This window comes from Secundilactobacillus odoratitofui DSM 19909 = JCM 15043, from assembly GCF_001434895.1.
GTDB lineage: Bacteria > Bacillota > Bacilli > Lactobacillales > Lactobacillaceae > Secundilactobacillus > Secundilactobacillus odoratitofui.
In genome coordinates, this window is record NZ_AZEE01000028.1 from 590,034 (window position 1) to 612,528 (window position 22,495).

The window sequence follows — 22,495 nt, forward strand, 5'->3', positions numbered from 1 at the left end:
GCTACTCATTAATGATTAACTCGTTCAATGAACCAATCGCTCTTGAGTTCTTACTTTTATCCTAAACGCCATTGCTTTAGGTACGACTACAAACTGATTACAGTTTATCACACTTGTAGTTGAACGGCATTAAAAAAAGTGATTGCGTTCTCACGACAATCACTCATTTCAAATTCAGGCAATAAAAAAAGGCGCCTAGATAGGCGCCTTTCATAGTTGAAATTAACGACGAAGACCTAAAGCCTTGATTAATTCACGGTAACGTTGAACATCGCTCTTACGTAAGTAAGCTAACAAGTTACGACGGTGACCAATCTTCTTCATCAAACCACGTTGTGAATGGAAGTCCTTTTTGTGAGCCTTCATGTGGTTGTTCAATTCGTTGATGTCTGCGGTTAAAACAGCGATTTGAACTTCAGCTGAACCAGTGTCGCCTTCGTGACGAGCAAACTGCTTCATGATTTCGTTTTTCTTTTCTTGACTAATAGCCATGGTAAATTCCCACCTTTGATAAATTATTGTGTCCACCCACTACTGGGTTGCCGTGAGTGAGATCGCGCACAACTAAGTAGGGGCAATTTAAGAACTTAGACTATTATAGCCGTTACCACTGTAGATAACAAGTCGAGAGTTTAAATTACACCAGATTCTTGCCTAAATCCTTAAAAAAGTGATATCAAGTACTTTTACTTTACAATTAGCTGAGAACTGTTGCAATCGACCATTTATTTCTGTATAATGACATTCGTTGAATAATTTCAGAGCCATCTGGCTTGATCAGTGTGGAGGTGAATCCATTGCCAATTATCAAATCTGCAATCGAACGTGCGAAGACTAACGTTAAAGCTAACGAACGTAATTCAGCACAACTCAGCAGTATGCGTACAGCAGTTAAGAAGTTTGAAAAAGCTGTTACGAATCATGACGAAAAAGCAGCAGACCTTTTTAAGGTTGCTTCTAGCGCCGTTGATCGTGCCGCTTCAAAGGGCTTAATCAAAGCTAACAAAGCTTCCCGCGACAAGTCACGGATGGCTGCTCGCTTAGCTAAAGCTAACGCCTAACTTAAACCATGATACGAAGTGACTTCGAATTTTGAAGTCACTTTTTATTTTGGCTTAAAATCATTCTTTACTTCCGCATTCCAAATCAAAAAGCGATCCATCATTCAGGAATTGAAATGATGGGTCGCTTTTTGATATGAACATAGTGCCTACCGTTCAAATTAATCCACTATTGAGCGTGGTCATAGCATATCAGTTAAAAATTAGCACACTCGAACCAATAACTTAATTTACTATGCCACTTGATCAAGGTACTTTAACATAAACAATTCAAACAGCATCATCGGATCTTGACTCGTGGACTTCAATGAACGTTCGATCTGAATCAATCCTAGATACGCCCGTCGAAGATGTTGCAATTGTAGGTGCCGAATACTCTGCAGGGCAAGTTTAACACGATAAGGGTGCACCTTAAGTGTTGAGGCGATGGTGCCTTGGCTGTAACCATTCTTAGTTAAAATTTTGGTTTGAATCAACAACCGAAATTGACTGACCAACACCGCATTGATCTTTAGCGGTTCTTCCTTAGTCAAAATTAACTGACGGTAGAGATTCAATGCCGCGCCAATTCGCTTACCCATCACATCGTTGACTAAGTCAAAAACGTTTTGATCAAGGGACTTGGTCACTAACTCGCCAACAATCTGATCGTCAATTTGTCTCGTGTCTTCGGATGCTAACTTTAATTTTGGTAATTCGTTCATAATTAATGACAAATTAGAGCCGGTTCGTTGAATCAGTAAATTCAGGGCACTAGTTGTCATCTCAAAACCTGATTGTTTTAAATCTTGTTGTACTAATGAACGAATTTGAGGTTCAGCAACTGCTTCTAAACTAATTACTTCTGCTGCTTTTTTGATGGTCTTCACAACTTTTTTTCGACTGTCCAGCTTACCACTATTCGCAAAGAAAACAACCACACTAGTGGGTTCCGGATGGGTCAAATATGACATGAGCCCATCCATATCGTGCTCAACTTTACTGCCCTTATGTGTTTCCGTAGTTAAAAAGTATGCTCGTTCAATGAATACGAGTCGTTTTTCACCAAAAAATGGTGCTGACATTGCGTCATCTAATGCTGACGCTAACGGCGTGGTTTCCATATCGTAACTCGCATAATTCATAGTTCTTTCAGCTTCGGGAATCATTTCGATAAACGCCGCCTTTAACCGCTGCGTCAAGTAGGGCTGGTCTCCCGTGATTAAGTAGATTGATGCTGGTTGCTTTTTGGCCAACTGCGCCAGAGTTGTTTCATATGTCAAAATCATTTCTCCTTCAAAAATGTTTGCCATTGGTTTTTGCCCGACTTGGTATAACGATAGCGGATCATGCCACTCGTTTGGGTGCTTAAAAATGGAATTTGCTGTTTTGATAAAGTTGTCATGGTTTCTTGATTCGGGTGCCCGTACCGATTGTCACGACCAGCTGAAATGATGGCAAGTTGCGGCTGTAATTTTAAAAGTACTCCTGGATCTGACGATGTTTTGCTACCGTGATGACCAAGTTTTAAAACATCCGTCGTGAGACTCGGAAATTGGGTGAGGATCGCCCTTTCTCCCGCACGGTCCAAATCGCCGGTGAATAACCACTTTCGGCCGCCATATGCACCATGAAGCACCATTGAATCTTCATTGGTCCCTTCACCTGCTTGCATTGGATGGACAACAGTTAGATTTGTGCCTGACACATGATCGCCCGCCTTGACTGAAATCACCTGGGTATTTTTCAAGTCAGCTTCGATTCGCTTCACAAACCTTGGATTGTCCATCATCCCCAAGGGAACGTATAATCTTTTAACGTGCAAATTTTGCAGTACATCTGTGATATCACCTACGTGATCAGAGTCCTGATGTGACAATAATAATTGATCAATATGGTCAATCCCCTGGCTTTTAAGGTAATTCACACTGACTTTTAGTGCCTTACTACGACCGGTAACTGCTTGACCGCCAAAGTTAACTCGGCCACCAGTATCAATCATGGTAATCTCACGGTGTCTAGGTGATGTCACCAAGAAGCTATCGCCTTGTCCAATATCAAAGAAAGTAACTTCTCCGGAAGTTGGATAATGAATCAGGCCATAACAAGTAACGTACATCATCACTAGGCAAATGCCTGACCACCACTTGATTCGCTGAGCCATCAAAACAATGGTCAAGATAATTAAGCCCATCACCGCCACAATCGGCGGCTGGCCAAAAACAACCATACCGGGTAAGGCCGCTAACTGGTTTAATAGTTCGGTAAGCCAATTCAATAAACCATCTACTGCACTTGCTAATCCAGTCAAAGAGTGACCAAGAAGGCCTGCCAATAATACAATTGGAAAAACACAGACGCTAAAAATCGGTAAAATTAATAGATTCACGAATAAAGTTAAAACATGCCACTGATAGACATGGTATAAAATGATTGGCAAGCTAATCAAGTTGAGTAAGATGGCTTGCTTAATTGGCTTAAATTGGCCAACAAATAAAAGCGCAAACGCCAAACCATAACTGAGTTGCCCGCCAAACTGCGTTAAAATGGCTGGATAAACAACTAGTCCAGCAATTAAACTAAAGCTCCACAGCGAGAGCGACGAAACTCGCCATCCTAGCAGATGCACTAAAAAACCAAACATCGCGGCTGCTACCGCACGAAATAAACTTGGCGCAGCCCCAGCCAGGATAAAGTAACTTGGCAAGATCATCAACATGATCCAGGCAATGATCCATTGCGTTAACCGAAGGCGAATCAATCCCTTGGACAACACATTAACTAACCAACTCACGTGAAACCCTGAAATGCTAAATAAATGAATCAAGCCTAAGTCGGTAACGGCGTGCAGAGTTTCATAAAAGTCATCCGCACGCCAACCAAGAAACAGTCCTTGAACGTAAAGTCGTAATGTCGCTGGTAACTGCATGGTCGCGGTCACCCATTGCGCACGTAATTCATGACATTTATTCTGCCACCATTGAAAAGGATTAAGGGTCCTCACCGGTGCTTTTAACACCAACTTAGTAACCTTTATGGTATTATAAACACCATTTTTTGCCAAGTAGCGTCGATAGTCGAACTCGGCCGCGTTAGTTGCTGGCAAAGGGCGTCCAAGTTCACCAGTGACAAGCACTGAAGTTGTCTTATCAAATTTAAAACGTTGTAAATTTTCTTTTTCCTTACTAAAGTACTGACCTTGAATCACGCGACCATCGGATAAATGACCGCGGAACTGGATCTGTCCCTTTTCAATCCGAAATTCATCTGGTTGAATAACTAACAACATAGTCGCATTGGCCTGGTCTGGCAACGTTAATCGCTGTTCAGATTGACGGCAATGCCAAAACCAGCCACAAATCAGTAACGCACCAATCGCCGTTATTAACGTCAAACGACCATCTCGCAAACAAATAATTCTTACGGTCCACAGGACAGTAAGAAAAACCGAAATCCAAAAATGACCAAAAAAACATCCACTGATAAATGCTGCTAAAAATGAAAACCAAATTATGCTATGCTTGATGACCTGCCAAGTAGGCATCAACTGAAGCTTGTTGGACAGCATCTGCATCGAGTGAAACTTGATTGAGTTCGACGTTTTTCAACTCAATCAAAGACATTGCGTATGGATCATTATGATAATTGTGTAAGTAGGAGATTTTCTTGATACCCGCTTGAAGAAGCATCTTCGTGCACTGAAGGCATGGAAAATCTGTCACATAGATTTCAGCGCCATCTGTTGCTTCGCCGAACTTCGCACACTGTAAAATTGCATTCATTTCAGCGTGAATCGTGCGCAAACAGTGACCATCGACCAAGTAACACCCCTCATCCACGCAGTGAACGTCACCTGCAACTGAGCCGTTATAACCACCCGCAATAATCCGTCGATCTCTCACAATCGTTGCACCAACGGAAAGCCGATTACACGTACTTCTACTTGCTAGTAAAACTGACTGCATCATAAAGTATTGATCCCAAGGAATTCTCTTTTTCACCATTTCAGATGCCTCCATCTCATTGTCGTATGGTTTAGTATACCAAATTTAGATTCAACTTGTTAATCGTTAGACCGTAATATGCGGCTTTAAGCGTTCCAACGTTTTTTCACCAAAACCACTGACCTTTTGGAGATCTTCAACTGATTTAAACTGCCCCTGAGTTTGACGATATTCAATAATTTTTTCGGCTTTTTTCTCACCCACGCCATCCAATTGTTGTAAAGCAGTCACGTCTGCAGTGTTAATGTTTATCTGCTCACTTTGTTGTGGGTCAGCACCATTGGTTGAAGCACCTTGGTCGGCAGCAACTGCGGGCATTTTTTCACCACGTTTCGGAATATAAATGACTTGGGAGTCCGTTAACCGTTGCGCTAAATTGATCTGTTTTTCATCAGCTAGTGATGTAAAACCACCTGCTAAATGCACCGCATCAATCACCCGCATGGTTTGATCAACTTTTTTAATGCCGGGTTGTTTGACGGCACCTTTAACGTCCACATACATAACATCAGCAACCGAACTTTGACCGGCTACTGACGGATTGGCAATTGACGTTTCCTGACTAGTCATCATGGACGATGCATCATTTAACTGAGGCATAGTGTCAGGTGTGGAACGTTGGCTAAGTATCAGTAGACCCACGGCGATAACGGTTGTCAGGCCTAACCCAATCACCAACCAAGTTTGTTTGGATGTCGTCTCTAACAGCTCCTTTAACCTATCCAGCGTAATCCCTCCTTTCCGTTATACCTATACATACGCGTAGCTTTGGCACATAGTTCTACTTGACGATAAAAAAAGTCGACAAAAAAGTCACATCCGTAAACTTGATATTTTACGGATGTGACTCTAATTTCCTAAACAATTTTAGTCTTTCAAAACCAAGCCGACATTACTGATGCGTTTTAAGATACGAAAGCGCCTGTTCAAATGTTGAAACGGGTACAACTTTCATATTTGGCGCAACTTTTTTAGCGGTTTTTTTAGCAAGTTGATAATTAGTTTGGTGACCCTGCTCCAACTCTAGGATGGCCTTAGTGGGTTTGACGTAAGGAGCAAAGAAGATTGTCGCACCCGCTTTTTTAGCGGCAACGATTTTTTTATCGATGCCACCAATTTCACCAACTGAACCGTCAGGATTAATGGTACCGGTGCCCGCAATCTTTTGACCGTGGCGAATATTCTCACCAGTTAATTGGCCATAGATCTGGAGACTAAACATTAAACCGCCCGAAGGTCCGCCAATTTGACCGGGGTCCACCTTTACCTCAGGTGTCGTTTTAATCTTTACGTTGTCCGTTAAAATAATACCAATTCCAGGTTTACCACTCGATAATTTAATCAATGGCGCCGAGGCTGTTTTCAAAGCATGACCACGACGATATTGAACGTGTAGGGTGTCTCCTACGGCTTGTTTGGCAATGTACTTTTGAAAACCATACGCACTTTCAAAATGGTGGCCATTCACTTTTGTAATGGTATCCCCGACTTTAAGCTGGCCCTTAAACTTAGAATTGTGTTGAACGCTCATCACATAAATTCCTAAATAGGTTTTGGTCACCTGCTTGTGGGCTGCTTTGACAGCAACTGCCTTAGCCTCATTGATGGCACTTTGCATGTAAAAATTCTGCATTTTTAGGTAAGTTTGACTGCTTTGTCCACCAGTTACGCTTTGGGCACTCTCGATGGTGCTGTATGGTGAAACTTTCGCCATCAGATATGTAAATGGGTGGGCCTGAGCCAATCGAACAGAGGTGATCATGAACTTGCCGGCTGACTTGTCCGGATGGTTTTTGATTGACACAAAGGTCTTCAAATTATCTGCCGAACCAGGCGACTCGATATAAGACGACATTGGCCAAAAAAAGCCCACCAAAATGACAATCGCCACTGCGACACTGACAGCATATTGAACGATTCGTTTTTTTGTTTGTTTTTGCATCTAATCTGACCTTCACTTTTGATTTAAAGCATCCGCAACAGCCGGTGGTACCAGCTGCGAGATATCACCTTTGAAATGTAAGACCTCTTTGAGTAATGTCGACGAAATAAAGGCATACTTTGGCGCTGTGACCAAGAAAACTGTTTCGATTGAATCATCCAAATACCGATTCATATTAGCAATATTAGCTTCGTATTCTAGATCTTTAGCGTCACGAAGACCTCGAATAATCACATTGGCCCCGACTTGTTTTACAAATTGAACCGTGAGCCCACCTTCAGCCTGAACCACGACGTTCGGCAAGTGAGCAACGCTTTTTTTGATCAGGTCAACGCGTTCTTCAGTTGTAAACAACGCTTTTTTACTGGTATTAATGCCAACGGTGACAATCAATTGATCAAACAGCTGACTAGCCCGTTCAATAATATTCAGATGTCCCATCGTGAGGGGATCAAAACTCCCCGGGTAAACGGCAATGGTCATAATTTCACCCCTCAATAAAACGATATATCGTGATTTTAGTGATTCCATACGATTTAGTTGTGATTTGTTCGCAGTTTCCAATCTGAGTTGGTAATTCAGCCTCTTGATTCGTTTCACACATAATACGACAATCTGAATTTAACAATCCAAGTGCCATTAACTTCTCAATTTCTGAAACGATTTTTTGCTCCCGATATGGTGGATCGAAATAAACTAAGTCAAAGCTTTGACCCTGAGCTTGTAGTTGCTTCACGGCCAATTCAGCATCACGCTTGATTACCGTAAATTTGGCTGGTTCCTTTGTCACTTCAATGTTTTGTTTGATGGTTTTGATGGCCGCCCCTTGTTTATCAATAAGTACTGCATGGTCAATACCACGAGATACGCCTTCAATGCTTAAGCCACCAGAACCTGCAAATAGATCTAAACTTTGACCGCCATCAAAGTACGGCCCTAAAACGTTAAAAACAGCTTCTTTGACCTTATCAGTCGTGGGCCGTGTTTTCATCCCCGGTACGGCACGCAATCGACGCCCACCGTACTCACCTGCTACAATCCGCATTATTTTTCCTCCGAATCAAAACTAACTTGTTCAGCTTGATGTTCTGCGTTGCCGGATAGGCCTAAGAGATCCATCAACTGCGCGTGCGGTGATTCAATAATTCGTTTAACGAACCGTAACTGCTTAAGTTTATTAATCGTAGCCTTAGCAGTTTCGACATTGACGTACAAAACAGCGTAGCGCATCCGTTTAGAAACGTACACAAGATGGCCATACCGTTTTAATTGCCGAACTTGCCTTAAACTAGCAACGTAGACGACTAAACTCGTTCTTGATTGCATATCTAACATTAAAATTCCCTCTTTTCACGTTCTTGACCACTAATATTGAGTAAAGTTCCCAGACACAGCGTCAGCGAAATCATACTCGACCCACCGTAACTAATGAAGGGAAAAGTGACCCCTGTAATTGGCAAATAGCCTACCACGCCACCAACGTTAATAGTAGCTTGAACAGCAAAATAGGTTGCGATACCGTAACAAACAATCGTATTAAATGAACTTTTAGCACGGATGCCAACTTGAATTGACCGCCAGATGATAATTCCCAACAGGATTAAAATCACGGAAACACCAATCGCACCTAATTCTTCACCAGTAATCGCCATAATAAAATCGGTGTTAGGTTCTGGCAAATAACCACGTTTTTGAATCGAATTACCTAGTCCCACACCAAATAAGCCACCATTGCTGAGTGCATAGTATGAATTCACTAATTGCTGGCCAGAAGTCCGCGCATGACCAAACGGATCCACGAAGGCAACGAGTCGTGCCAACTTATAGGATTTCACCACACCACTTTCGTAAAGTTTCAAAGCTAGTGGAAAAACAATCAAAACTAATCCAGCAACGGCCCCGCCCAAAATGACAATACTTCTCCGAAAAGAAATGCCGCTACTTAAACACATAATAAAGATAATAGCTACGATAATCGTTGCGCTTCCCATATCTGGTTGTAGCAAAACCAACAGCACCAATACTAACCCGAGTCCTAAGGGCGCACCCATGACATACCACCAAGATCCACCCAGCAAGTCTTCTTGATGTCCTGGTGCAGCTAAAAATTGTGCAACCGCAATGATCAGATAGTATTTAACAAACTCTGCGGGTTGAATACTAAAACCGGGTAAAATAATCCACCCTGCTGCCCCATTAACCGTTTTACCAACGATCAACAAACCAATAAAAGTGACCAAGAAAATAATATATGCAATGGCCAAAAAGCGCTCTGTTCGTATCCGTGACAGCTTGAATGCTGTCATAAAACCAGTAATACCAATGCCAATCAACACAAAAATTAATTGCTTAAATAAGTAGATAATTGGCGATGAGCCATTTTGAACGGCAACGTTCGCACTCGCCGAGTAGACCATAATCACCCCAATTGCACATAATAGGATGTATGGTACCACCAATAAATAATCAATTTTTTTAAATCTATACATGACCTACCCCACGTTACACTCCATATTTCTTGAATAAACTCTTTTGATTATAGCATAATGACCCACACTCGGTGAGAATCAATCCAAAACCTAACCAAAAATAAACCGTGATTAGAAAAAAATATAAAAAAGAGTGTTTCTGAGGACCGAAGTCTCAGAAACACTCTTTTTTTGCGTCACGTTGGTTTAAATTCGATTGAATTTAGTTGTGACGTGCACGTTTAGCAGCTTTTTCACGTGAATTAGTGTCCAGAATCTGCTTACGTAAGCGGACGTGATCTGGGGTAATTTCACAATATTCATCATTGTTCAAGAATTCAAGTGATTCTTCAAGTGATAAGTGAGTAGGTGTTTTGATACGAGCCATGTCATCAGAACCGGCGGCACGAACGTTGGTTAAGTTCTTACCTTTAGTGATGTTGACTGTGATATCGTTCTCACGGCTGTTTTCACCGACGATCATACCTTCGTATACATCGGTACCTGGATCGATCAGAAGTGTCCCACGGCTTTCAATCCCCATCATGGCATAGGTAGTTGCCTTGCCAGAGTTCATTGAAACCAAAGTACCCTTTGAACGACCTGGGTTCCAGCCACGGATAACTGGCGCATACTTCTCAAAAGTATGGTTCATGATCCCATAGCCACGAGTCATTGACATGAATTCAGTTGAGTAACCAATTAAACCACGACTAGGTGCCAAGAAAGTCAAACGAGTTTGACCATTATCGGTACTTTCCATGTTTTGCATTTCACCCTTACGTTGTGAGAGTGAATCAATAACACTACCAGTATATTCATCAGGTGTGTCAATCAAAACCTCTTCAAATGGTTCTGACTGTTGGCCATCAATTTCGCGATAGATAACTTCTGGACGTGAAACTTGAAGTTCGAAGCCTTCACGACGCAATGTTTCAATCAAGATTGATAAATGCAATTCGCCACGGCCAGAAACGGTCCAAGCACCAGGTTCGTCAGTGTCATCAACACGCAACGAGACGTCAGTTTCCAACTCAGTCTTCAAACGATCTTCCAATTGACGACTTGTCACGAATTTGCCATCTTGACCGGCAAATGGTGAGTTGTTAGTCCGGAAAGTCATCTGAAGGGTTGGTTCATCAATCCGTAAAATTGGTAGTGCTTCTTGAGTATCTGAAGCAGTTACTGTTTCACCAACGTTAATATCATCCATACCAGAAACGGCAATTAAATCACCGGCCTTGGCTGAATCGATTTCCAAACGCTTAAGTCCAAAGAAACCAAAGAGCTTAGTCACACGGAAGTTTTTAGTGCTACCATCAAGCTTCATAACAGTAACGTTATCCCCAACTTTAACAGCACCACGGAAAATCCGGCCAATACCAACACGACCAACGAAGTCGTTATAGTCTAACATGGCAACTTGGAACTGAAGTGGTTCGTCTGAGTTGTCAATTGGAGCTGGAATGTGGTCAATAATTGTGTCAAAGATTGGCTTCATAGTATGTTCTTGCGTTGCCAAATCAGGATCAAAACTTGATGTTCCATTCATGGCTGAAGCATAGACAACTGGGAAGTCTAATTGATCTTCATCAGCGCCTAATTCGATGAACAAGTCCAAAACTTCGTCCACAACTTCTGAAGGACGCGCACCTGGACGGTCAACTTTGTTAATCACAACGATTGGTGTTAAATGTTGATCCAATGCTTTTTTCAAAACGAATCGGGTCTGAGGCATAGTCCCTTCAAAAGCATCAACAACTAGTAAGACACCGTCAACCATCCGCATGATCCGTTCAACTTCACCACCGAAGTCAGCGTGTCCTGGAGTATCCAAGATGTTGATTTGCTTATCGCCGTAACGAACCGCAGTGTTCTTTGAGAGAATCGTGATCCCACGTTCTTTTTCGATATCGTTGGAATCAAGGGCACGATCGCCAATTTCTGTATGCTCATCCAAAGTATCTGATTGTTTCAATAATTCGTTCACCAAGGTGGTCTTACCGTGGTCAACGTGGGCGATAATTGCGATGTTACGAATATCATCTCTGGTTTTCAAAATGTTGTTCTTCCTTTCATAATCGCTTGCTTCATTTATTTAACGGTCAAACTGTAGCGCAGTCTTAACACCCTATCCTTGACTTCACGCCATAAAAAAACTGTGACCAGCGTCACAGTCAGACGTTTGAACCGATGATTGGCAGAATGTCTTGTTGTGCTTTTACCGTTGCTACCATTACGAAGTCTGATGATAGCATATCAAGTGGTCGTCCGTCAACCGTTGTCACGGCAAGACCAAGACTTTCTGCCAAAATTTTGCCTGCACCAAAGTCCCAAGGTTTCAAGTAAGATATATATGAAACAATTTTTCCAGTTAAAAGGTGAATAATTTCAATTCCTGCTGAGCCGTAGTTGCGAAGTCCCGCGCTTTGTTCCACAACAGCGGGTAAGTTAAGCTTTTGATGCAAGACAAGTGGCCCGCTCACACAGATCAAACCGTCATGTAAAGCCGTGTTCTCAGGTTTAGGTAACGGTTGGTCGTTTTTAAAAACACCCAATGATGGGCCACCAGAATACAGATCATCGTGCATAATGTCATAAATGTAGCCCAAAACACTTTCGCCATCAATGTATAAAGCAATCATCGTCGCAAAATGATCCCTTTGTTTGACGAAATTCATTGTGCCATCAATGGGATCGACAACCCATACCCAGCCCTTCGTATTCTTAATTTGGTCACCGAAACCCTCTTCTCCCAATATTTGACTGTCTGGCGAAAAAGTTCGAATCTTATTAATAAGTAGCTTTTCATTTTCTTTATCAACATTCGTCACCAAATCGCGCCGACTCGTTTTTTGACTCACATTCAAGGTGGCTTGCATCTGGTTCAAAATAAACTCGCGTGATGCATGTAACCATTGCTTAACGTGACGATCAATACGAACAAGTTCTGCCTCGTTCATGCAATTACCTCCCCAAAGTCATTTTAATTGAATTTTTTGACGTGTCACGAGCCGTTTTCAACGTTTGATATAGACTATACCCCGTTAAGGCCTCAAATTGCTTACCGAGCTGTTTTTCTTGTGATTTGGAAGTCACAATTGTCTTGAATTGACGATAGGCTGCCATTAATTCAGTGACCTTAACGCCCTGTTGTAATTCATACGCATCTTCAATTTGCCGATAAAAAGCTGTGACCGTTATAATTTCATCCGTTGACCAATCAGTTGCCAATGGATAGCTAAAATTCTTCAAAGGTCTACCTCACCTTGTCTATTTTCTTTCACAAACATCATTATACTGCTATTTAAACCGGCAATCCAATAATAAAAGTCTCATAATGACCGGTTGTGAAATGCTATCACAATACAAAAAAAGACCAAGTCACAAGACTTGATCTTTTTGTAGATTACTTTAATTCGAAACGACTAGATATGAGTTGGGAATCCAATTGCAATATCAGCTGCTTCTTGAATTGGTTCACTCAATGTTGGATGTGGGTGAATGGTCAAAGCAATATCTTCGGCATTCATACCACCGTTAACTGCTAAACTCAGTTCAGCAATCAAATCAGAAGCACCGGGTCCAACAACTTGTGCACCAACAACTGCGTTACCGTCTTTGGTTGTTACCAAACGGACAAAGCCATCTGGTTGATCCAATGAAACGGCACGGGCATTACCAGCAAATGGGAATTTCGCTGTGGAAACTTCCAAGCCTTTTGCCTTGGCATCTTTTTCAGTCAAGCCAACAGTAGCTAATTCAGGATCAGCGAAGCAAACTGCAGGAACGCCAACCCAGTCGTTAGCTGTCTTGTTGCCAGCAATAGCACCGGCAGCAGTCTTAGCTTCGAAGAAGGCTTTGTGGGCCAAAGCTGGTCCAGCAACGATATCGCCAATGGCAAAGATGTTTGATACTGAAGTACGGCCTTGTTGGTCAACTTCAATCAAACCGTGATCGCCCGTCTTAACACTAGTCATTTCCAAACCAATGTCATCGGTGTTGGCACGACGACCAACAGTGACCATGCAGTAATCAGCCTTAATCGTTGATGGTTTACCGTCAACTTCGTAAGTAACTGTTACTGAATTATCATCTTGTTCAGACTTCTTAGCCATCGCATTTGTGATAACATCGATGCCCTTCTTCTTCATTTGATTAAGGACAATCTTAACCATGTCCTTGTCAAAATTAGGCAAGATTGAATCAGTACCTTCAAGAATGGTAACGTGTGAACCTAAGTTAGCGTAAGCGCCAGCTAATTCAGTCCCAACGTAGCCACCACCGATAACGATAAATTCCTTAGGAACTTCTGGTAAGTTCAAACCACCAGTTGAGTCAAGTACTCGACCACTAAACTTGAAACCAGGAATTTCAATTGGACGACTACCAGTTGCGATAATCAAATTCTTGAATTCAATGGTCAAACCATCGTCAGCACTCATGAATTGCTTTGGACCAGTTGAGACAACACGTAACTTGGTGTCAGAATCAAGGACAGCTTCACCTTGAATAACGTCAACTTTGTGCTTTTTGAGCAACATCTTAACGCCACTAGTCATCCGTGCAACCACTTTTTCATCCTTCCAAGCCTGCGTCTTAGAAAAGTCTAAGGTTGGAGCTTGAGTGGTAATGCCGAAGGTTGAGGCATCTTTAGCTTCTTGGAAACGATGACCAGCATTGATCAACGCCTTTGAAGGCACACAACCTACGTTTAGGCAAACACCGCCTAAAGTATCTGATTTTTCAATTACTGTCACGCTTTGGCCTAATTCGGCTGCGCGAATTGCGGCAACGTACCCACCAGGGCCGGCACCAATAATGACAGTATCGCGTTTTTCAACATCTGACATATGCGGGTCTCATCCTTCCATTAATAACAATTGTGGATCGTGAAGCAAGTCGTTTAACTTGTTTAAAGCACGTTGAGCTAAAGCACCATCAATCAAACGGTGATCATAACTCAATGATAACTTCAACATGTTACCAACTTCGATTTCGCCATCTTCGTTAACATATGGTTCCTTAGCAATCTTACCAACACCAAGAATAGCAACTTCTGGTTGGTTGATAACCGGTGTAAAGAAGCCACCACCGATTGAACCAACGTTACTGATAGTAATTGAACCACCAGACATTGCCTTGGCACTCAACTTGTTGTCATAAGCAGCCTGAGTGTTATCGGTAATTTCTTTAGCAATTTCAAACAAGCCTTTAGAATCAGCGTTCTTGATGTTTGGTACATACAAACCGTGAGGCGTATCAGTAGCAATACCAACGTTGAAGTAGTGCTTGTAAACAATTTCTTCGTTAGCGCTATCAATTGAAGCGTTGAATTCTGGGAATTCTTTCAAGACAGCAACCATTGCTTTAACAATGTATGGCAAGAAAGTCAAATGAATTTCTTTGTCAGCTGCAGCTTGCTTGTACTTCTTCCGGTTAGCCATCAAAGCAGACACTTCGACGTCTTGGAATGAAGTAACGTGTGGTGAAATGTCTTTTGAAGTACGCATTGCTTTAGCAATAACCTTACGAACCATTGACATTGGTTCACGTGTTTCAAGATCAGGTTCGTCTGAAACGTAAGGCTTGATTGGTGCGGCTGCAGGAGCGGCAGCGGCAGCTGGAGCGGCTGCAGCAGCTGGTGCTGCGGCACCATTAAAGTTATCAATGTCAGCCTTCAAAATCTGGCCATGATTACCAGTTGGTGTTACTGCGGTGATGTCAACACCCTTATCACGAGCATATTGACGTACCGAAGGCATAGCCAATACAAGCTTGTTAGGGTCTGATTGAGCTGGTACACCAGTTGCAGCAGCAGGTGCTGCTGGTGCTGCTGGAGCAGCTTCTTTAGGTGCTTCGGCTGCTGGGGCAGCCTCTGCTGGTGCGGCTTCTTCTGGAGCATCGGCAGACCCATCATCAATTTCAACTAATGTGTCACCGATTTCGGCAGTTTCGCCTTCTTGTTTAACAATTTTCTTAATAGTCCCAGCCACTGGTGATGGTAGTTCAGAAACGGACTTATCGTTTTGGATTTCAACTAATACGTCGTCTTCCTTAACTGTGTCCCCTTCTTTAACTAGCCATGATGCAATTTCACCTTCGGCCATCCCTTCACCAAGCTCAGGGAGTTTGAATGCAAAAGCCATGGGAAAACTTCCTTTCTATATCACAAAGTAATCGTTTCTTGATTAATAAGCTAAGATTTCGCGTGCTTTTTCTTCGATATCATCAGCATTAGGCAACCAGTCATTTTCAACTTGAGCCCAAGGATATACTGAATCTGGAGCGGCAACACGACCGATTGGTGCGTCAAGGTTCATGATAGCGTGTTCTGCGATCTCAGAAGCAACTTGTGCACCGACACCAGCCATCTTTTGAGCTTCTTGAACAACAACTACTTTATGAGTCTTTTCAACTGACTTGAAGATGGTGTCAGTATCGATTGGTGATAATGAACGAAGATCGATCACTTCAGCAGAAATGTTTTCTTCAGCTAATTTATCAGCAACCTTAAGTGATTCGTTAACTTCAGCACTGTATGCCACAATGGTGATATCAGTACCTTCGCGAACGACTTTGGCAGTATCTAGGGGAACAGTATACTTGCCTTCAGGAATTTCGTCCTTCATTGAACGATATAATTTCAAGTTTTCCATAAAGAGCACTGGGTCGTTGTTTTCAACGGCAGAAATAATCATGCCCTTTGCATCGTATGGGTTAGCAGGTGTCACAACACGTAAACCTGGTGTCCCTACGAAGTAGTTTTCAAGGTTATCGGCGTGCATTTCGGCAGTATGGGTACCACCACCAAATGGTGTCCGAACAGTAATTGGCATTGCACGTTTGCCACTGAAACGGAAACGGTTACGTGCCATTTGACCACCAATTGAGTCAACAGCTTCAAAAGTAAAGCCCATAAATTGGATTTCTGGAATTGGACGCCAGCCAGTTGCAGCTAACCCAATTGATAATCCTAAAATACCTGATTCAGCAAGTGGTGTATCAAATACCCGGTCTTCACCATACTTGTCTTGCAAGCCTTCAGTAGTCCGGAAAACACCACCGTTTTTACCAACGTCTTCACCGAAGATCAATGTTTTTGGATCTTCGCCCAAAACAACGTCTAAACCATCTGTAATCGCTTTGATATAAGTTAATTTAGCCATGGTTACTTCGACTCCTTTGCTTCGAATCTTGCAATGTCAGCTTTGATTTGTGGAGTTGGTTCTTCGAACGTCGTCTTCAACATATCAACAACTGATTGCGTAGGTGTATTTTCAGCTTCCTTCATTGATGCCTTAAAGCTGGTCTTGTATTCATCAACAAGTTTGTCTTCTTGTTCTTGTGACCATAATCCCTTGTCCGTTAAGATCTTTCTCATCCGGATCAATGGATCGGCATCGAACCAAGGCTTTTCATCTTCCTTAGTACGATAACGACTAGGATCATCACCGGCACTTGAGTGAGCACCGAAACGGTAAGTCAAAGTTTCAACTAAGACAGGGCCATTGCCGGCAGCTGCGAATTCACGTGCTTCTTGGGTTGCAATGTATACGGCCAAGACGTCCATACCATCAACTTGGATAGCTGGAACACCTGAAGCAACACCTTTTTGAGCCAAGGTTTCAGCAGCGGTTTGCTTGTAACGAGGAACAGAAATTGCCCAGCCGTTGTTTTGAACCATGAATACTGCTGGAGCTTGGAATGAAGATGCAAAGTTGACACCTTCATAGAAGTCACCTTGAGAAGTACCACCATCACCGGTATATACGAATGATACGGTATCTTTTTCACCGTTCTTCTTAATACCTAATGCGGCACCAGCTGCTTCAACATATTGGGCACCGATAATGATTTGTGGGAACCAGTTACGTTGATCGCCATAATCATCACCAACAGCGTTACCCTTTGACCATAAGAATCCTTGAGCAACAGAAGCGCCGTGTTGAATTAATTGTGGCAAGTCACGGTATGCTGGGAACAGGAAGTCTTGATCTTTAAATGCAGAAATTGACCCCATTTCACTTGCTTCCTCACCAAAAGTTGGTGCATAGAAACCTAACCGACCTTGACGAGAGAAGTTCATTGTTTGTTCGTGCAAAGTACGTTCCCAAACCATTTTTTTCATAAAATCAACTAATTGATCATCTGAAAAAGTATCGAAAAGTTCTTGATTCACGATCTTCGCATCTTTATCCACAATTTGGAATGTTTTCTTATACGGATCGCTCATCGTGGCCTTAATTGATGCAAAATCAATTACATGCCCAGTTTTCTTCGCCATAACTAACACTTTCCTTTCCGTTTGTATGCATTCAATTTCATGGCAGTGACCTGCTTATGAAATCGTTTGCTTTCTCAACTACACTCTTAAATTAACACGCTTTCACAATTCATGCAAGCCCTTTCATTACTTTTATATCGCAAAAGCGGCCAAGTTGCCTATCTTAAAGGGAATCACGTTTTCTGAAAAAAGATTGTGTTTTTATTCACATTTTTCAAATTTCATTTTTCTTTTTTTCTATGCTAAAATGAGTGGTTAAATGAATTTGTTTTTTTAATTATCGGAGGTAATTCTCGTGATTTTGATGAAAGATATCACTAGAGACGGCAACCCCGTTTTACGTCAGGAAGCCGCGCAAGTTAAATTTCCATTATCAAAAGAAGATCAGCAGTTAGCAGCCGACATGATGGAATACTTGGAAGTTAGCCAAGATCCCGAATTGTGTGAAAAGTATGGCCTCAGAGCCGGTGTTGGTTTGGCAGCACCTCAAGTTGGCGTTTCAGAAATGATGGCAGCAGTACTTGTTCCCGCTGAAGAAGAAGGTGGCGAGTCTCCTTTTAAGGATGTCATTATTAACCCTGTCATTGTTAGTCATTCCGTTCAAAACGGTGCATTGACTGAAGGCGAAGGCTGCTTGTCCGTTGACAAAGAAGTCCCAGGTTTTGTACCACGTCATGATCGAATCACCCTTCGTTATCAGGATACTTCGGGTGAGACGCATAAAGTTCGGCTCAAGCATTACCCAGCCATTGTCTGCCAACATGAAATTGACCATCTACACGGTATCTTGTTTTATGATCACATTAACCATGACGAACCGTTCACGGTAAGTGATGACACAGTGATGTTTGAATAGCAATTATAGCTATACGCGCTATAATCCAAAAAGCGACCCTCAACTGAGGATCGCTTTTTAAGTATTTTTTTCTAACCGATGTAAATCCTGAATATATTCCACAGTTGCTTCATTAACAAGATAGGCAACGCCAAGGTGAATACGTTTTGTGTGGCGCCAAACATCGGTAACTAAGAAAGCCGATTCCTGAGTGCCAACAACTGATTCAACTTGATGTGCTTCACAGAATTCAACCAGCAAATGATTAAGTCGCTGTCTTAAAATGGGTAACTGTTCATCTGAGACATCATCAATCAAAACCAGGTATTCAAACGCCATCACACCTCGGCCCCAGCCGTCAGGAATAACACTCGCCTTCAGTAACGTGGGCGTCGAGGCAATAAAGTTTTCTGCAACCAGTTGTTGTAACACTGCCTTGATTGCAACCGTTGTTTCCTTCAAAGCTTCCGACTGAGCTTTTTTTGTATTTCGCCTAACAACCGCGTGGTGCACAATTAAATATAAAGCAATCGCAATCACAAGTGCAATAATAATCGTAATTGTACGTCCCAAAACTCGCGCCCCCTTTTTTGATTTATCATACCACAACTCAATCCTGACCATCGTCTAGATTGAAAGCTAGTGGCAATCAGGCTACACAATTAACCGCATATATGATAATATGTTAACAACTGTTGTTGATTAACAACAAGACGTTCGGTACAAATAAAGTTAATTCAGTTTTTGAGACTGTACTATAGAAAGGAAGTCGACAGTTTAACTATGATTTTTAAAGTTTACTATCAAGAAGACAAAGTACGTAACCCAAAGCGTGAGGATACAAAATCACTCTATATCGAGGCTGATACAGAAGTTGATGCTCGGGCCACGGTTGCAGCGAATACCTCTCACAACATCGAATTCATCGAACCACTAGAGGGACAGTTCCTTGAATATGAACAAGAGAACCCGGACTATAAGTTGACGGAGTTTAATCAATGAAAAAATTAAACGTCAAAAATAACGAAACTGCAATTTTTGGCGTTGGTGGACTTGGCGAAATCGGTAAAAACACCTATGGCATCCAATTTCAAGATGAGATTATCCTGATTGATGCCGGTATCAAGTTTCCGGAAGATGAGTTACTTGGTATCGATTACGTGATTCCAGATTACCATTATCTGGTTGCCAACCAGCAAAAAATCAAGGCATTGGTGATCACACACGGTCATGAAGACCACATTGGTGGTGTCCCTTACCTTTTAAAGGATCTGAACGTTCCGATTTATGCTGGACCACTTGCGCTTGCACTGATCAAAAATAAGCTGGATGAACACGGCCTACTACGATCAGCTGAATTACACGAAATCAATGAAGACACGGTTTTAAAATTCCGGAAAACGAGTGTTGAGTTCTTCAGAACCACCCACTCAATTCCTGATACGCTTGGTATCGCGGTTCATACCCCTTCCGGCGTTATTGTGCAGACCGGTGACTTTAAGTTCGATCTGACACCAGTTACGAACCAGCCGCCTAACCTTCAAAAGATGGCACGACTTGGCGAAGAAGGTGTCCTCTGTTTAATGGCAGATAGCACCAACGCCGAGCGTCCCATCTGGACTAAGTCCGAAAAGTGGGTCGGTAAATCAATTCGTAAAATCTTTGATCAAGTAGAAGGTCGCATTATCTTTGCCACTTTTGCTTCCAATATTTCTCGAATTGAAACTGCTTGTGAGACTGCATTAGCTCATGGCCGTAAAATCGCGGTATTTGGTCGAAGTATGGAAGCTGCCATTGTCAATGGTCGTGAATTGGGTTATCTCAACATTCCCGACGAAGCATTGATTGATGCCAACGATCTTAGATCCTTGCCTGCGAATAAAGTCATGATCCTATGTACTGGCTCACAAGGTGAACCAATGGCTGCCCTTTCACGGATTGCCAATGGTACCCACCGTCAGATTTCAATTCAACCTGACGATACCGTTGTCTTTTCAAGTAACCCGATTCCAGGTAATACGGTGAGTGTTAACCACGTTATCAACGAGCTTGAAGAAGCCGGCGCTAACGTTATTCATGGTAAAGTAAATAACATTCACACTTCGGGCCACGGTGGTCAAGAAGAACAGAAACTGATGTTGCGTCTGATGAAACCTAAGTACTTCATGCCAATTCACGGTGAGTACCGAATGCTTAAGATCCATACTGAATTAGCTGAACAATGTGGTGTGCCATTAGACCACAGCTTCATTATGCAAAACGGCGATGTCCTCGCATTAACGAAGGACTCGGCTCGTATTGCTGGTCACTTTACTGCTGGTGATGTCTACATTGACGGCAGCGGGATTGGTGATATTGGCAACGTTGTCCTTCGCGATCGTCAATTACTTTCTGAGGAAGGTCTGGTTGTTGTCGTTGCAACGATCAACTTGCAAGATAAGATTATCCAGGCAGGTCCGGACCTACTTTCACGTGGTTTCGTATACATGCGTGAATCCGGTGAGCTACTCAACGAAGGTCGTCGGTTGGTCTTCTCAACGATTAGAAGAGCGATGCGCTCCAAAAAAGCTAACGAAGCTTCAATTAGAAACGCCATCATCGATGATTTACAAAACTTCTTATATGAAAAAACTGAACGTCATCCAATGATTTTGCCAATGCTGATCATGGATTAAATCAAAAAGGTGAACATAGCACGCTACTAGGTGTTGTGGTCACCTTTTTGATTGGTGATAATTGGTTTTATTAGCGCTTTTCAGCAATTTTTTCACAAATTTTCATCAATCGCTTCTTGCCAATGAAACACTGATCATGAAAACACTTGATTTAACATTGATTTTTAAGAAAATTTCAATACTTCAATCTAGCCGGTAACTCAAAAGTTCGCTATAATGGTTAAGTATGATTTTTAAGTGCTTTGGGAGGATGATCCGGGTGTCAGTTAGTTACTATATCATTTTGAATGAGTTTGCCGGCGGTGGTCGTGTGAAGACTCTTTGGCCAGAAATAAGGGCCGTCTTAGATGAGCGTCAAATCAATTATCAAATTGCTCGTTCAACTTATTCGGGACACAGTCGGCTATTGGCACGCCAGTTTGCAAAACAGCACGCTGACGATGCTCAGCCCCAAACCTGGGTCGTTCTCGCCATTGGGGGTGACGGTACACTTCACCAGGCACTGTCAGGGTTAGATAGCGCCCATCTGAATAACCCTATTCCCGTTGCCTACTTACCAGTGGGATCCGGCAACGATTTTGCCAAGGGCATTCACATGGCCAGCAATTGGCGTGCAGCACTTAACCAAATTCTAAACTGCACTGCTGCCAACTGGCTGACGATTGGTAGGTATTACGATACCAATAAACAAACCAGTGGCGTTTTCACCAATAATGTTGGCATCGGTTTTGACGCCGCAGTCGTCACATCCGCCAATAGTGCTAGTTCTAAGCACTGGTTGAACCGGTTAGGAATGGGCACACTAAGCTACTTGAGCGCAGTCATTGGGGTTTTCTACAACCAAATGGCGTTCCCGCTCACCGTTCACGTGGGACAACGACGTGACATTTATGCCAACGCCTACCTCGTTACCGTCACTAATATTCCCTATTTTGGCGGCGGTGTTAAAATAATGCCACCCGCCTCAGTAAATGATCCAAATTTAGATTTAATTGTCATTGAAAAACCCAATATTTTTAAACTACTCTATTTGGCCATCCTACTGTTGCTGGGCCGTCATTTAAAATCAAAATCCGTCCACCACTATCACGAAGCAAAGTTGCATTTGATTGCACCTTCCATCGAATATGGTCAAGTTGACGGGGAAGAAATGGGTGGCCGGTATTGGGACACCTACTTTGAAACCAAAAAGTATCCTTTTTGGATCGATCCAACCATTTAATAGCCAACAAAAAACCGAATCA

General features: G+C 42.5%; 23 protein-coding genes. 5 read left to right on the forward strand and 18 right to left on the reverse strand.

The window, feature by feature from the left end; genetic code table 11:
* Window positions 1-222 precede the first annotated feature (222 nt).
* Entirely contained in the window at window positions 223-492 is a 270-nt protein-coding gene (gene rpsO, locus FD04_RS07745; RefSeq protein ID WP_054701144.1) for a 30S ribosomal protein S15, read from the reverse strand.
* Window positions 493-797: 305 nt separating this feature from the next.
* Here rpsO and rpsT point away from each other — a divergent pair, with 305 nt between their 5' ends.
* Entirely contained in the window at window positions 798-1,061 is a 264-nt protein-coding gene (rpsT, locus tag FD04_RS07750) for a 30S ribosomal protein S20 (protein WP_054701146.1), read from the forward strand.
* A 233-nt stretch (window positions 1,062-1,294) separates the two neighbouring features.
* On the opposite strand, the gene holA is transcribed toward rpsT, so the two are convergent.
* The 16 genes from holA to pdhA form a co-directional block, all read right to left on the reverse strand.
* Window positions 1,295-2,323: a DNA polymerase III subunit delta gene (holA, locus tag FD04_RS07755; RefSeq protein ID WP_338055713.1), complete on the reverse strand. Its 1,029-nt coding sequence runs from the start codon at window positions 2,321-2,323 to the stop codon at window positions 1,295-1,297.
* 2 nt (window positions 2,324-2,325) lie between these two features.
* Window positions 2,326-4,614 (reverse strand): DNA internalization-related competence protein ComEC/Rec2, encoded by a 2,289-nt coding sequence (locus FD04_RS07760; protein WP_082603169.1) that lies wholly within the window; start codon window positions 4,612-4,614, stop codon window positions 2,326-2,328.
* Complete coding sequence (locus FD04_RS07765; RefSeq protein WP_156660417.1) at window positions 4,556-5,044, reverse strand: ComE operon protein 2; 489 nt, start codon at window positions 5,042-5,044, stop codon at window positions 4,556-4,558. The genes FD04_RS07760 and FD04_RS07765 overlap by 59 nt, the downstream gene beginning before the upstream one ends.
* A 66-nt stretch (window positions 5,045-5,110) precedes the next feature.
* Window positions 5,111-5,644, reverse strand: coding sequence for a helix-hairpin-helix domain-containing protein (locus tag FD04_RS07770; protein ID WP_156660418.1), 534 nt, complete (start codon window positions 5,642-5,644; stop codon window positions 5,111-5,113).
* Window positions 5,645-5,936: 292 nt separating this feature from the next.
* Window positions 5,937-6,986, reverse strand: a complete 1,050-nt coding sequence (locus FD04_RS07775) for a SepM family pheromone-processing serine protease (protein WP_056948091.1) — start codon at window positions 6,984-6,986, stop codon at window positions 5,937-5,939.
* 12 nt (window positions 6,987-6,998) lie between these two features.
* Window positions 6,999-7,469 (reverse strand): pantetheine-phosphate adenylyltransferase, encoded by a 471-nt coding sequence (gene coaD / locus FD04_RS07780; RefSeq protein ID WP_056948093.1) that lies wholly within the window; start codon window positions 7,467-7,469, stop codon window positions 6,999-7,001.
* A 4-nt stretch (window positions 7,470-7,473) separates the two neighbouring features.
* Window positions 7,474-8,031: a 16S rRNA (guanine(966)-N(2))-methyltransferase RsmD gene (gene rsmD, locus FD04_RS07785; RefSeq protein WP_056948094.1), complete on the reverse strand. Its 558-nt coding sequence runs from the start codon at window positions 8,029-8,031 to the stop codon at window positions 7,474-7,476.
* The gene (locus FD04_RS07790) at window positions 8,031-8,321 is read right to left on the reverse strand and encodes a YlbG family protein (protein WP_054701157.1); all 291 of its coding nucleotides are present in this window, start codon (window positions 8,319-8,321) and stop codon (window positions 8,031-8,033) included. Before FD04_RS07790 ends, rsmD begins: the two co-directional genes overlap by 1 nt.
* Window positions 8,321-9,475, reverse strand: coding sequence for an FtsW/RodA/SpoVE family cell cycle protein (locus FD04_RS07795; protein ID WP_056948096.1), 1,155 nt, complete (start codon window positions 9,473-9,475; stop codon window positions 8,321-8,323). Before FD04_RS07795 ends, FD04_RS07790 begins: the two co-directional genes overlap by 1 nt.
* 202 nt (window positions 9,476-9,677) lie before the next feature.
* On the reverse strand, window positions 9,678-11,513 hold the full coding sequence (gene typA / locus FD04_RS07800) for a translational GTPase TypA (RefSeq protein WP_056948098.1): 1,836 nt from the start codon (window positions 11,511-11,513) through the stop codon (window positions 9,678-9,680).
* Window positions 11,514-11,631: 118 nt separating this feature from the next.
* Complete coding sequence (locus FD04_RS07805) at window positions 11,632-12,417, reverse strand: inositol monophosphatase family protein (RefSeq protein WP_056948100.1); 786 nt, start codon at window positions 12,415-12,417, stop codon at window positions 11,632-11,634.
* A 4-nt stretch (window positions 12,418-12,421) separates the two neighbouring features.
* Window positions 12,422-12,709, reverse strand: a complete 288-nt coding sequence (locus tag FD04_RS07810) for a UPF0223 family protein (RefSeq protein WP_056948102.1) — start codon at window positions 12,707-12,709, stop codon at window positions 12,422-12,424.
* Window positions 12,710-12,882: 173 nt separating this feature from the next.
* Complete coding sequence (lpdA, locus tag FD04_RS07815; protein WP_056948104.1) at window positions 12,883-14,307, reverse strand: dihydrolipoyl dehydrogenase; 1,425 nt, start codon at window positions 14,305-14,307, stop codon at window positions 12,883-12,885.
* 9 nt (window positions 14,308-14,316) lie between these two features.
* Window positions 14,317-15,603 carry a 2-oxo acid dehydrogenase subunit E2 gene (locus tag FD04_RS07820; RefSeq protein WP_056948106.1) on the reverse strand — a complete coding sequence of 429 codons (1,287 nt, stop codon included), beginning with the start codon at window positions 15,601-15,603 and terminating at the stop codon, window positions 14,317-14,319.
* A 42-nt stretch (window positions 15,604-15,645) separates the two neighbouring features.
* Window positions 15,646-16,623: an alpha-ketoacid dehydrogenase subunit beta gene (locus FD04_RS07825; protein ID WP_056948109.1), complete on the reverse strand. Its 978-nt coding sequence runs from the start codon at window positions 16,621-16,623 to the stop codon at window positions 15,646-15,648.
* Between the two features lie 2 nt (window positions 16,624-16,625).
* On the reverse strand, window positions 16,626-17,741 hold the full coding sequence (pdhA, locus tag FD04_RS07830; RefSeq protein ID WP_056948111.1) for a pyruvate dehydrogenase (acetyl-transferring) E1 component subunit alpha: 1,116 nt from the start codon (window positions 17,739-17,741) through the stop codon (window positions 16,626-16,628).
* Window positions 17,742-18,036: 295 nt separating this feature from the next.
* On the opposite strand from pdhA, the gene def reads away from it, so the two are divergent.
* A complete protein-coding gene (gene def, locus FD04_RS07835) occupies window positions 18,037-18,597 on the forward strand; it encodes a peptide deformylase (protein WP_056948113.1) in 561 nt (186 codons plus the stop codon).
* A gap of 57 nt (window positions 18,598-18,654) precedes the next feature.
* Here def and FD04_RS07840 read toward each other — a convergent pair whose 3' ends face one another.
* Complete coding sequence (locus tag FD04_RS07840; protein ID WP_054701163.1) at window positions 18,655-19,149, reverse strand: hypothetical protein; 495 nt, start codon at window positions 19,147-19,149, stop codon at window positions 18,655-18,657.
* 210 nt (window positions 19,150-19,359) lie between these two features.
* Between FD04_RS07840 and FD04_RS07845 the strand changes: the two genes are divergently transcribed.
* The 3 genes from FD04_RS07845 to FD04_RS07855 all read left to right on the forward strand — a co-directional run bounded on the left by FD04_RS07845 (window position 19,360) and on the right by FD04_RS07855 (window position 22,473).
* Window positions 19,360-19,578 (forward strand): DNA-directed RNA polymerase subunit epsilon, encoded by a 219-nt coding sequence (locus FD04_RS07845; protein WP_054701166.1) that lies wholly within the window; start codon window positions 19,360-19,362, stop codon window positions 19,576-19,578.
* Window positions 19,575-21,251, forward strand: coding sequence for a ribonuclease J1 (gene rnjA, locus FD04_RS07850; protein ID WP_056948115.1), 1,677 nt, complete (start codon window positions 19,575-19,577; stop codon window positions 21,249-21,251). The genes FD04_RS07845 and rnjA overlap by 4 nt, the downstream gene beginning before the upstream one ends.
* A gap of 250 nt (window positions 21,252-21,501) precedes the next feature.
* A complete protein-coding gene (locus FD04_RS07855; protein WP_235805669.1) occupies window positions 21,502-22,473 on the forward strand; it encodes a diacylglycerol/lipid kinase family protein in 972 nt (323 codons plus the stop codon).
* Window positions 22,474-22,495: the final 22 nt, after the last annotated feature.

What these genes read in the sequence shown, in the direction of transcription:
- rsmD (WP_056948094.1), bottom strand. Translation starts at nt 8,031, where the DNA reads ATGCGGATTGTAGCAGGTGAGTACGGTGGGCGTCGATTGCGTGCCGTA.
- lpdA (WP_056948104.1), bottom strand. Translation starts at nt 14,307, where the DNA reads ATGTCAGATGTTGAAAAACGCGATACTGTCATTATTGGTGCCGGCCCT.
- pdhA (WP_056948111.1), bottom strand. Translation starts at nt 17,741, where the DNA reads ATGGCGAAGAAAACTGGGCATGTAATTGATTTTGCATCAATTAAGGCC.
- FD04_RS07765 (WP_156660417.1), bottom strand. Translation starts at nt 5,044, where the DNA reads ATGGTGAAAAAGAGAATTCCTTGGGATCAATACTTTATGATGCAGTCA.
- coaD (WP_056948093.1), bottom strand. Translation starts at nt 7,469, where the DNA reads ATGACCATTGCCGTTTACCCGGGGAGTTTTGATCCCCTCACGATGGGA.
- FD04_RS07805 (WP_056948100.1), bottom strand. Translation starts at nt 12,417, where the DNA reads ATGAACGAGGCAGAACTTGTTCGTATTGATCGTCACGTTAAGCAATGG.
- FD04_RS07760 (WP_082603169.1), bottom strand. Translation starts at nt 4,614, where the DNA reads ATGCAGATGCTGTCCAACAAGCTTCAGTTGATGCCTACTTGGCAGGTC.
- rnjA (WP_056948115.1), top strand. Translation starts at nt 19,575, where the DNA reads ATGAAAAAATTAAACGTCAAAAATAACGAAACTGCAATTTTTGGCGTT.
- FD04_RS07825 (WP_056948109.1), bottom strand. Translation starts at nt 16,623, where the DNA reads ATGGCTAAATTAACTTATATCAAAGCGATTACAGATGGTTTAGACGTT.
- FD04_RS07855 (WP_235805669.1), top strand. Translation starts at nt 21,502, where the DNA reads ATGATCCGGGTGTCAGTTAGTTACTATATCATTTTGAATGAGTTTGCC.
- rpsO (WP_054701144.1), bottom strand. Translation starts at nt 492, where the DNA reads ATGGCTATTAGTCAAGAAAAGAAAAACGAAATCATGAAGCAGTTTGCT.
- FD04_RS07775 (WP_056948091.1), bottom strand. Translation starts at nt 6,986, where the DNA reads ATGCAAAAACAAACAAAAAAACGAATCGTTCAATATGCTGTCAGTGTC.
- FD04_RS07845 (WP_054701166.1), top strand. Translation starts at nt 19,360, where the DNA reads ATGATTTTTAAAGTTTACTATCAAGAAGACAAAGTACGTAACCCAAAG.
- FD04_RS07790 (WP_054701157.1), bottom strand. Translation starts at nt 8,321, where the DNA reads ATGTTAGATATGCAATCAAGAACGAGTTTAGTCGTCTACGTTGCTAGT.
- FD04_RS07770 (WP_156660418.1), bottom strand. Translation starts at nt 5,644, where the DNA reads ATGCCTCAGTTAAATGATGCATCGTCCATGATGACTAGTCAGGAAACG.
- FD04_RS07820 (WP_056948106.1), bottom strand. Translation starts at nt 15,603, where the DNA reads ATGGCTTTTGCATTCAAACTCCCTGAGCTTGGTGAAGGGATGGCCGAA.
- FD04_RS07795 (WP_056948096.1), bottom strand. Translation starts at nt 9,475, where the DNA reads ATGTATAGATTTAAAAAAATTGATTATTTATTGGTGGTACCATACATC.